Genomic DNA, 10,385 nt, shown 5'->3' on the forward strand with positions numbered 1-10,385 from the left:
GCTGAAAGAGCTCGGCATGAACGCGCTGCTGGCGGTTGGTGCCGGCTCGGTGCGGCCGCCACGGGTCGCTGTCCTGCGCTATCGCGGCAAGGGGGCTCCCTCCCAGCCACTCGTCTTCGTCGGCAAGGGCGTCTGTTTCGATTCCGGCGGCCTCTGCATCAAGCGCGGCGAGCAGATGTTCGACATGAAGGCCGACATGGGCGGTGCGGCGGCTGTCGTCGGCCTGCTGATCGCGCTCGCCCGCCAAGGCAGCCCGGTGCATGCGATCGGCGTGCTTGGCATTGCCGAGAACATGCCGTCGGGTACTGCGCTCAAGCCGCGCGACATCATCACGACCGCCTCGGGTCAGACCGTGGAAGTGTTCGACACGGATGCGGAAGGACGCCTGCTTCTGGCCGACTGCCTGCATTATGCGGCTACGCGTTTCAATCCGTCGGTGATCGTCGATCTGGCGACGCTGACCTATTCGGTGACGCGCGGCCTCGGTTCGATTTTCGCCGGCCTTTTCAGCACCGACGATGCCATCGCGTCGCAGATGATCGCTGCCGGCGAAACGGTCGGCGAGCGATTCTGGCGACTGCCGCTCGACCGTGCCTACGATGAGGGGCTGCAATCGCCATTCGCGGATCTGCGGCACCATGCCAAGGACATGGAAGATGGTGACGCTCCCTATGCGGCGGCCTTCCTGCGCCATTTCACCGAAGACCGGCCCTGGGTGCATCTCGACATCGCCAGCAAGGAACTGGCCGACACCGATCGGCCGCTCGGCAGGCAAGGCGCCACAGCCTTCGGCGTGCAGATGCTGGAAGAGTGGGTGCAGGCCAGGGTGAACTAGGCGCCTGCAGTCAGGCACAACAACGAGATGCGTTCAAACGGGATGGGAAATCGGGATGTCGTCTGAGATCATTGGCAGGGAGGGGCGGGCCACCTTCGGCGGCTACGAGACCTGGTATCGGATCAGCGGCGAACTCGATGCCGACAAGGCACCGGTCGTGATCCTGCATGGCGGGCCGGGTGCCGCCCACAATTATGTCGATGCCTACAAGCTGCTCGCCCGACGAGGCCGCGCCGTCATCCACTACGATCAACTGGGATGCGGCAACTCCACTTTGTTGCCTGAGAAAGGTGCCGATTTCTGGACGCCCCGGCTTTTCATCGACGAGCTTGAAAACCTCGTCGACCATCTCGGCATCCGCGCGGGTTTCCACGTGCTGGGCCAAAGCTGGGGCGGCATGCTGGGCGCCGAATATGGGGTGACGCGACCGAAGGGCCTGAAGTCGCTGACCATCGCCAACTCGCCGGCTTCGATGAAGCTGTGGGTCGAGGAGGCCAACCGGTTGCGCGCCGACCTGCCTGGGGATGTGCAGGAGACACTGACCCGCCACGAACAGGCCGGCACGACGGACGATCCGGCCTACCAGGAAGCGACGATGCGGTTCTACGAACGGCATGTCTGCCGCGTGCCTTTCCCGCCCGAAGTGACGGAGACCTTCGCCCAGATCGCACGCAATCCGACCGTCTATCATCTGATGAACGGGCCGAACGAGTTCCACGTCATCGGAACCCTGAAGAACTGGAGCATCGTCGAGCGCTTGCCGGCCATCGATGTTCCGACACTGATCATATCAGGTCGCTATGACGAGGCCACGCCAGCGACCGTGCAGCCGTTCAAGGACGGCATCAAAGGATCGCACTGGGAGATATTCGAGCATTCCAGCCACATGCCGCATGTCGAGGAGCAAGAGGCGTGCATGCGGGTGGTKGGAGACTTCCTGGACGACAACTGAGAAAAGGGGAACTAAGACATGAAGAAACTGCTTTTTGCGGCGTCAGCCGCGGCATTGCTGGCCGGCTCATGGCTGGCTCCGGCACAGGCCGAATATCTGAAAGAACACCGAGGCGGCACCATCCGTCTTCTGGCCCGCTCGGCGGCGGGTACGCTCGATCCGCACATCAATTATACCGACCAGGGCTGGCAGATATACCAGCCGATCTATGACGGCCTAGTGGCCTTCCGCAAGGCTGAGGGCATGGACGGCTTCACCATCGTTCCCGATCTCGCCGAGGCGCTGCCGCAAGTCAGCAATGACGGCAAGACCTTCACCTTCAAGCTGCGCAAGGGCATCAAGTTCTCCAGCGGCCAGGATGTTGGCGTGAAGGACGTCGTCGCCTCCTTCCAGCGCATCTTCAAGATTTCCGGGCCGACCTCCGGCACCTTCTATGCCGGCATCGTCGGCGCCGACAAATGCCTGGCCGACACCAAGAGCTGCACGCTGGACGGTGGCGTTGTCGGCGATGAAGCCGCCGGCACCATCACCCTCAATCTCACTAAGCCTGATGCAGAGATCCTCTATAAGCTTGCTCTGCCGCATGCCGTGGTGCTGCCGGCGGACACGCCTGCCGAAGACATGGGCTCCAAGCCCATCCCCAGCACCGGCGCCTACATGATCTCCGCTTTTGACCCCAACAAGGGCATGACGGTGTCCCGTAATCCCAATTTCAAGCAGTGGAGCGAGGATGCGCAGCCGGACGGCTACCCGGATGTCGTACAATATGATTTCGGCCTGTCCGAGGAAGCAGCCGTCACCGCGATCCAGAACGGCGAAGCCGACTGGATGTTCGACGCATTGCCGAGCGACCGCCTGGGCGAACTTGGCAGCAAGTCCATGGACCAGCTGCACATCTCGCCGCTTTCGGCATGGTGGTACGCGCCGCTGAACAACCGCCTCGCGCCGTTCGACAATGAAAAGGCGCGTCAGGCCGTTGCCTATGCGATCGACCGCAACACGCTGGTCAAGCTGTTCGGCGGCAAGGTGCTGGCTTCGCCGGTCTGCCAGGTCCTGCCGCCGGATTTCCCCGGCCATGAAGACTATTGCCCCTTCACCAAGAACCCCGGTGAAAAATGGTCGGCGCCGGATCTCGACAAGGCCAAGCAGCTCGTCGAGGAATCCGGCACCAAGGGCCAGAAGGTGACGATCATCGTCGAGGACACCGCCATTTCGCGCTCGATCGGCGTCTACCTGCAGAGCGTGCTGACCACCATCGGCTATGTCGCCGACGTCAAGCCGATCTCGTCCAACATCCAGTTCACCTACATCCAGAACACCAACAACAAGGTGCAGATGTCGGTCACCCAGTGGTACAAGGACTATCCTGCGGCATCCGACTTCCTGAACATCCTGTTCAGCTGCGCCTCCTTCCGTGAAGGTTCGGATGCTTCGATCAACATCGCCGGCTTCTGCGACAAGGACATCGACGCCAAGATGCAGAAGGCGCTGGACCTCGGCGTGACCGACCAGAAAGCCGCCGACAAGATGTGGGCCGAAATCGACAGGCAGGTCACGGACAAGGCACCTGCCGTCGGCCTCTTCACGCCGAAGCGGCTTGACTTCGTCAGCAAACGGGTTGGCAATTTCAAGTTCAACCGGCAGTTCAACTGGATGATCACCCAATCCTGGGTACAGTAATGGCCTGGGTGCAGTAACGAACGGCGGAGGGACACGTCCGTGTCGAACCAAGCTGTCGCCATGCCGCGCAAGACGCGAGGCCCCTGGGCCGTCGCGTTTGCGAAGCTGGCAACGGACAGGGCTGCCATGGCATCCCTGGCCGTGTTCCTCCTCATCGTGCTTGCCTGCCTCAGTGCGCCTCTCTACGCGAAATGGGCAGGCGTGGACCCGTTCGCCTCGACGCTCGACGCCGTCATCCAGATCGACGGCGTCGATGTTCCGGTGATGGAACAGTCGACCGAGGGGTTAGGGCTTGGCTACACGCCGCTCGGCCCGACCTGGCGGCTCGGCAATTACTTCCTCGGCGCCGACAGCCAGGGGCGCGATGTCATGGCCAGGATGCTCTATGGCGGGCTGAGCTCGCTGCTGATCTCCGGGGCAGCCACCATCTTCACGCTGATCATCGGCACGGCGGCGGGATTGATCGCCGGCTATTTCGGCGGCATCACCGATACGGTGCTGTCGCGCTTGCTTGACGTGCTGTGGGCGTTTCCGATCTATCTGCTGGCGATCTCGCTTTCCATCGTCACCATCGCGCAAGGCATCAGGATCGGGCCGATCGAGATCGAGTCCGGCAGTCTGTGGCTGCCGGTCATCATCATCGGCATCGTCTACGTGCCTTATGTGGCGCGCCCTATACGCGGGCAGGTCCTGTCGCTGCGCCATAGCGAATTCGTGTTCGCCGCGATCAATCTGGGTGTACCCGGGTGGCGCATCCTGTGGCGCGACATCCTGCCCAACATCACCACCACGCTCATCGTCTTCGTGCCACTGATGATGGCACTGAACATGCTGACGGAATCAGCGCTCTCCTTCCTGTCGATCGGCGTGCAGCCACCCGCCGCGAGCTGGGGCACCATCATCCAGGACGGGCAGGCGTTGCTCTACACCAGGCCGCTGGTGGCGCTGGTGCCGGGCCTGGCGATCGCGGTTTCGGTCATGGCTCTCAATGTCTTCGGCGACGGTCTGCGCGACGCGCTCGATCCGCGTTCCAAGGTTCGGCTGGGGCGCGACTGATGTTTTACGCCATCCTGCGCCGGTTCGGTCAGATGCTGTTCGTCATGTTCGGCATCTCGGTCATCGTCTTCCTGATCTTCTTCGCGACGCCGGGCGCCGACCCGGCGGCGCGCATCGCCGGCCGCAATGCATCGCCCGAAGTGCTGGAAGCCGTGCGCCACAGCTTTGGCTTCGACCGGCCGCTCTACGTGCAATATGTGAAGATGATGGAGAAGATCTTCGTCACCGGCGACCTGACCTCCTTCGTCAATCGCGGCTGGAAGGTGGTGCCGGCGGTGATGGATTCGATACCGGTCACGCTGTCGCTGGTGTTCGGGGCGGCGATCCTGTGGGTGGTCGTCTCCATCATCATCGGCGTCGTTGCCGCCGCCACCCGCGGCAGCTGGCTGGACAAGCTTCTGATGGCGCTGGGTCTGCTCGGCATTTCCATGCCGGTCTACTGGCTGGGCGAGGTGATGAACCTGATCACCCAAAGCCGCTACCACGACAGCTGGGCGTTCTCCTGGGTGCCACCGCTCGGTTACAAGAATTTCTCCGACGATCCGAAAGGCTGGTTCCTGACCCTGGTCATTCCGTGGATCACGCTGGCCATTCTCTACATCGGCATTTACGGGCGCGTGTTGCGCGCGGCGATCATCGAATCCATGCAGGAAGACTTCATCCGCACGGCCCGAGCCAAGGGCCTGTCGGAGACGCGCATCCTGCTGCGCCACGCCTTGCGCACGTCGCTGATTGCGTTCGTTACTCTGTTCGGTCTCGACTTCGGTGCCCTGGTGGGTGGCTCTGCCCTTTTGACCGAGGTGGTGTTCGGGCTGAACGGCATCGGCAAGCTCACTTATGACGCGCTGCAGAACCTCGATCTGCCGATGATCATGGCGACGGTGATGTATGCGTCCATGTTCGTGGTGGTCGCCAATGCGGTCGTCGATTTCGTCTACATCCTGCTCGATCCGCGCCTGAGGACATCATGATACTGTCGGTGCGCGACCTCAAAGTATCCTTCCGCACCAATGACGGCCTGGTGCGGGCCATCGATGGTGTTTCCTTCGACCTCGAAGAAAGCGAGATCCTCGGTGTCGTCGGCGAATCCGGTTCGGGCAAGACGGTGTCGCTGCTGGCCGTGATGGGCCTCATCACCGATCCAAACGCGGTCATCGAAGGCTCGATCCGCTACAAGGGCCGCGAGCTCGTCGGGCTGCCACCGCGCGAACTGAGGCGCCTGCGCGGCAACGAGATCGCGATGATCTTCCAGGATCCGATGACGGCGCTGACGCCGGTCTACACGATCGGCTGGCAGATCGCCGAACAGATCCGTGCGCATCGCAGCATCAGCAAAGCCAAGGCGATGGAGCGCGTCGAAGAATTGCTGGCCGAGGTGAATTTTCCCAACCCGCACGAGGCGATGTCGCGCTATCCGCACCAGCTGTCCGGCGGCATGCGCCAGCGGGCGGTGATTGCGATGGCGCTGTCGTGCAATCCGGCGCTGCTGGTGGCGGATGAGCCGACCACGGCGCTCGACGTCACGGTGCAGGCCGGCATCCTCGATCTCGTGCGCAAGCTGCGCGCGACGCACAAATCGGCTGTGGTCTTCATCACGCATGACATGGGCGTCGTCTCCGAACTCGCCGACCGGGTCATGGTCATGTATGCCGGCCGCGTGGTGGAGCGCGGCAGCCGCATGGAGCTGTTTTCCGATCCTCAACATCCCTATACGCGTGCGCTGCTCGGCTCGATCCCGCCGCTGACCGGCGAAAAGCCGCGCCGCTTGCCGGCCATTCCCGGCTCGCCGCCGTCGCTGCTGCGCTTGCCGCAAGGCTGTGCCTTCGGTCCGCGTTGTCCGGTTCAATACGAGCCCTGCGTGACCGGCAAGCCCGACCTTGGCATCGGCACTCATGCCGCGGCGTGCTACCGGGTAGCACAGGCATGAGCGGACCGATGACCGATACCCCGATCCTCGAGACGCGTTCGCTGGGAAAGCGCTTTTCGATCGGCAGCCGCTTTTCCGCCGAGGGCAAGCGAACCGTCCATGCGGTCGACAATGTTTCGCTCACCGTGCGGCGTGGCGAGACCGTCGGGCTGGTTGGCGAATCCGGATGCGGCAAGTCCACACTGGCGCGCTGCCTGGTGAGGCTTTACGACATAACCGACGGTGAGCTTCTGTTCGAAGGCGAAGACATCACTTCGAAGTCGCTGTCCGAGCTCAGGCCGTTGCGGCGGCGCCTGCAAATGGTGTTCCAGGACCCGTCGGCCTCGCTCAATCCGCGCCGGCGCGTCGGCGACCTCGTGGCCGAGCCGCTGCGCATCCATGGCAAGCTGTCGTCCCGCGAGATCACCGCGCGCGTCGCCGAACTGTTCGACCTCGTCGGACTGCTGCCCGACCATGTCATGCGTTATCCCCATGAATTCTCCGGCGGCCAGCGCCAGCGCGTCGGCATAGCGCGGGCCATTGCATTGAACCCTGATCTCGTCGTGTTGGACGAACCGGTCTCGGCACTAGACGTCTCGGTGCAGGCGCAGATCGTCAACCTGCTTGCCGATCTGCAGGAAAAACTGAACCTCACCTACATCTTCATCGCCCACGACCTGTCCGTGGTGCGTCAGGTGTCGACCCGCATCGCGGTGATGTATCTTGGCTCGATCGTCGAGGAAGGGCCGGCGGAGGAGTTGTTTGCAGCCCCGGCTCATCCCTACAGCCAGGCGCTGATCTCGGCTGTTCCGGTCGTGGAGACGACGCCGAGCGGGACGCGCAAGCGCATCATCTTGACCGGCGACGTGCCGAGCCCGCTCAAGCCGCCATTCGGCTGCCGTTTCCACCCGAGATGCCCGATCGCCGTTGAGCGCTGCCGCACGGAGCGGCCGGAACTGATTGAGTATAAACCCGGCCGCAAAGTGGCCTGCCACTTCCCGACGGCTTAGCCGGTGACCAAAAGATTTTTCAAAGATTCTGTTTTCTGCCTGGAACCAACCGGCAGAAGGTGCGTTTCATAAGGTTCGATCGAGCGGCATCGCGATCGACCGGGAGGAAACGATGGACTACCTGCATTTCTTTTCGCCCGTGCGGATCTCGCGCGGGCAGGGACACCCTGTAGAAGAAGTGGATAGTGTCGCCGAGGCGATGGTTTTCTTGCGTAAATGGCCGACGGGACGACGTGGGCCAGTGTATCAGTGCGCGCTGAATTGCTGCTCGGCAGCTTTGTCGGGTCAGATGTCGGCGGAGGAGGCACGGAAGGCTTTCACCGGCTTTGCCCGGATCACGCGGCTTCTGGACGACGACATGGCGCTGCCGGTCGCCGGCGAAACCATGGCGGGCGTATACGCGCTGCGGCGCTAGCCGCACCGGATTGCTGAAGGACTGCGTCCGTAGTGGTCGCGGTGGACGTTCGATGTGTCTGCGGTGGCAGCGCCGGCCGGGCTTTCCGGACGGCGCAACCGGTTGGTCCGGGGCCAATGCCTTAATCCCAAGCGACGGAATAGCGATCGATCACCCAAAGCCAGGAGCCGTCGCTTTGCCGCCGGGCAACCTCGCTGGTGATGTCACCGTCAGGAAGCCGGGTCGAGGTGAGCGCGAGGTCACCGCAAATCAGAGCGGGGCGCTGTTCGCCGACCGCAAACTTCCGTCCGGACGCGACAATCTCGGCATAGTAGGCGCGAATGGCTTCACGGCCGCGCAGAAAACGTCCGCCGCCGCAGTCGATCATCGCATCCGCCTCGAACAGCGCGACCATGCCGTCGACATCGCCGGCATGCTGCCGCGAAATCAGCAGCGGCTCCAGATCCTGCGGATCGTAGACAGGTTTTCTTGCGACTGAATCGCCCATGCTGGCCTTCGCTTCTGCTTCGACCAGATCCTACCGTAGAATGCCCTTTTGTATTCGTGACAGCTCACGGAATGTTCTGGATCAGCTTCGGGCCCGCATTCTGGCTCAGGCAGGCAGCGTGATGCCGGAAAGTTCGGCGCAGATTTCAAGCAGACGATCCTGAAGCGCCTTGTCGTCGGCCTGGCGGTTGGCGGCCAACGGGCGCAGATGATAGAAATAGCGACCGGTTGCATTGGCTTGTGGCTCGTTGYTGGCGGCGAGCCAAGCCTGAGTCAGGTGCGCCTGCTTCATATCGTCGGGCGCCCCGGGGCCGCCCATTTTTGTCGGCACCCAGCCCGGTTCGAGCGCGTTCGACAACACGTCAGGCCAGCGACGGACCACTGCGAATGCCAGCATCGCGTCATGCAGCTTGCTCTCGGCATAGGCGGTCGAACCGTTCCAGCGGCGCATGCGCCACAGGATGTCGTCGAGATTGGCATCGGCGTGATGGTGCATGCCTGAGCTGAGGTAGACGAGCCGGTGTGGTCGCTCGATCAATGCGGTCAGGATATAGGCTGACAGGGTGTTGATGGCGAAGACATGCGGCAGACCGTCGGCCGTCAGGCGATGGCTTTCGCAATAGCCAACGGCAGCGTTGTGGATCACCGCATCGAAGCGGCCAAGTTCATTGACGCGCGCGGCAACTTGCCTGGCRCCGGCAACTGTCTCGATGTCGCCTTCCACGATCGCTTCGGACTGAGGCAACGCCCGACGGGCGTCGCTGGCGCGAACTGCGTTGCGAGCATGAAGGACGACCTGATGGCCCTGGCTTATCAGCAGTTCGCCCGCCATCAGGCCGAGGCCGGCGGACGAGCCGGAAATGAAGATGCGAGACATGTCGGTTCTCCTTGAAACGGACCGCATTGGTGCGCGGCGATGATGGGTGTTCGACGATCAGTTTTCGCGGCTGCGAGCCGTGGAGACCAACACCACGCCAAGCAACGCGCTGGCCGCGCCAAGCAGGTAAACGGCAGCATAACCGAACTGGCCGGCCACGAACCCCGCGACAGGTCCAGCGAGCCCGTAGGCGATATCGAGGAAGGCGACAAAGGCGCCCATCGCACTGCCTCTGTTTGCCGGCAGGACGCGCTTCAGGGCTTCGACACCAAGAGCCGGAAAGATCAGCGCGCAGCCCAGCCCGGTGACCAGGGCGCCAGCCAGTGCGAGGCTCTCATGCGGGGCACTCCAGATCATCAGCTGTCCGATCGCCTCGATGACCATGGACCACAAAGCGACGCGATAGCCGCCGATCCTGTCGGGCAGATGTCCGAGCAAGACCCGCATGAGAATGAAGCCGATGCCGAAAGCGGTCATCACCAGGCCGGCGTGGTTCCAGCCATGCGCGGCGAAATAGAGCGAGGCAAAGGCGGTGAGGCCGGACAGACCGACGCCTTGCAGCATGAGGCCAAGACCTTCGCGCCATATCTGGCCGACGACGCGGTAGAAGGGCAGTCGTTGGCCGCCGGGCGTCATGTAGGATGTCGAGCCAAAGGCGACAGTGGCGGCGACAAGTGGCGCCACGATGCAGGCAACCATGGCGGCATCGAGCCCATAGGCATGGTAGAGCGCCATGCCGACCGGCGCGCCGACGGCAAGGGCCGCGAACATCGCAATGCCGGTCCAGGACATCGACATGCCGGCGCGCTGCGGACCGACAGAGGCGATCGACCATGAGACACAGCCGGTGACGAATTGGCTCTCGCCAAACCCGGCCGTCAGGCGGCCGACAATTACGATGGCGAGGCTGGTTGCAGGCGACAGGCCGGGCAGCGCGGAGACGAAATAGAGGAGCCCGGCACACGCACAGACGACCGCACCCTGGATCGCCGCGCGCTTGCCGCCTTGCTGATCCGTGACACGCCCGGCATAGCCGCGCGTCAGCACCGTGGCCAGGAACTGGATGCCGATGACCAGCCCGACGACCAGGCTGCTGAAACCGAGCTTGTCGTGGACAAACAGTGGCAGCACCGGAAGCGGCAGACCGACGCAGAGATAGCCGCAGAAC

General features: G+C 63.1%; 11 protein-coding genes. 8 read left to right on the forward strand and 3 right to left on the reverse strand.

Going from position 1 to position 10,385, the window contains the following annotated elements; all coding sequences use genetic code 11:
- From AC1DX0_RS24120 to AC1DX0_RS24155, 8 genes are all read left to right on the forward strand, one after another.
- Positions 1–835: leucyl aminopeptidase family protein (locus AC1DX0_RS24120; RefSeq protein WP_477357081.1), on the forward strand; the 835-nt coding region annotated here is incomplete at its 5' end.
- A gap of 55 nt (positions 836–890) precedes the next feature.
- Positions 891–1,787 carry a proline iminopeptidase-family hydrolase gene (locus AC1DX0_RS24125; RefSeq protein ID WP_477220490.1) on the forward strand — a complete coding sequence of 299 codons (897 nt, stop codon included), beginning with the start codon at positions 891–893 and terminating at the stop codon, positions 1,785–1,787.
- Positions 1,788–1,805: 18 nt separating this feature from the next.
- Entirely contained in the window at positions 1,806–3,467 is a 1,662-nt protein-coding gene (locus tag AC1DX0_RS24130; protein WP_477220491.1) for an ABC transporter substrate-binding protein, read from the forward strand.
- A 39-nt stretch (positions 3,468–3,506) separates the two neighbouring features.
- Positions 3,507–4,523 (forward strand): ABC transporter permease, encoded by a 1,017-nt coding sequence (locus AC1DX0_RS24135; protein ID WP_477220492.1) that lies wholly within the window; start codon positions 3,507–3,509, stop codon positions 4,521–4,523.
- A complete protein-coding gene (locus tag AC1DX0_RS24140) occupies positions 4,523–5,494 on the forward strand; it encodes an ABC transporter permease (protein ID WP_477220493.1) in 972 nt (323 codons plus the stop codon). The genes AC1DX0_RS24135 and AC1DX0_RS24140 overlap by 1 nt, the downstream gene beginning before the upstream one ends.
- Complete coding sequence (locus AC1DX0_RS24145; RefSeq protein WP_477220494.1) at positions 5,491–6,450, forward strand: ABC transporter ATP-binding protein; 960 nt, start codon at positions 5,491–5,493, stop codon at positions 6,448–6,450. The genes AC1DX0_RS24140 and AC1DX0_RS24145 overlap by 4 nt, the downstream gene beginning before the upstream one ends.
- A gap of 8 nt (positions 6,451–6,458) precedes the next feature.
- Entirely contained in the window at positions 6,459–7,439 is a 981-nt protein-coding gene (locus AC1DX0_RS24150; RefSeq protein ID WP_477220495.1) for an ABC transporter ATP-binding protein, read from the forward strand.
- A gap of 112 nt (positions 7,440–7,551) precedes the next feature.
- A complete protein-coding gene (locus tag AC1DX0_RS24155) occupies positions 7,552–7,854 on the forward strand; it encodes a DUF982 domain-containing protein (RefSeq protein WP_027051844.1) in 303 nt (100 codons plus the stop codon).
- 121 nt (positions 7,855–7,975) lie between these two features.
- Here the strand turns inward: AC1DX0_RS24155 and AC1DX0_RS24160 are convergent, their stop codons facing one another.
- The 3 genes from AC1DX0_RS24160 to AC1DX0_RS24170 form a co-directional block, all read right to left on the reverse strand.
- The gene (locus tag AC1DX0_RS24160) at positions 7,976–8,341 is read right to left on the reverse strand and encodes a YybH family protein (RefSeq protein ID WP_477220496.1); all 366 of its coding nucleotides are present in this window, start codon (positions 8,339–8,341) and stop codon (positions 7,976–7,978) included.
- 105 nt (positions 8,342–8,446) lie between these two features.
- On the reverse strand, positions 8,447–9,217 hold the full coding sequence (locus AC1DX0_RS24165) for an SDR family NAD(P)-dependent oxidoreductase (RefSeq protein WP_477357083.1): 771 nt from the start codon (positions 9,215–9,217) through the stop codon (positions 8,447–8,449).
- Between the two features lie 57 nt (positions 9,218–9,274).
- Positions 9,275–10,385, reverse strand: a 1,111-nt coding sequence (locus AC1DX0_RS24170) for an arabinose transporter (RefSeq protein ID WP_477357085.1), incomplete at its 5' end; no start/stop codon positions are given.

It is taken from the genome of Mesorhizobium sp. P3_A9, from assembly GCF_056402975.1.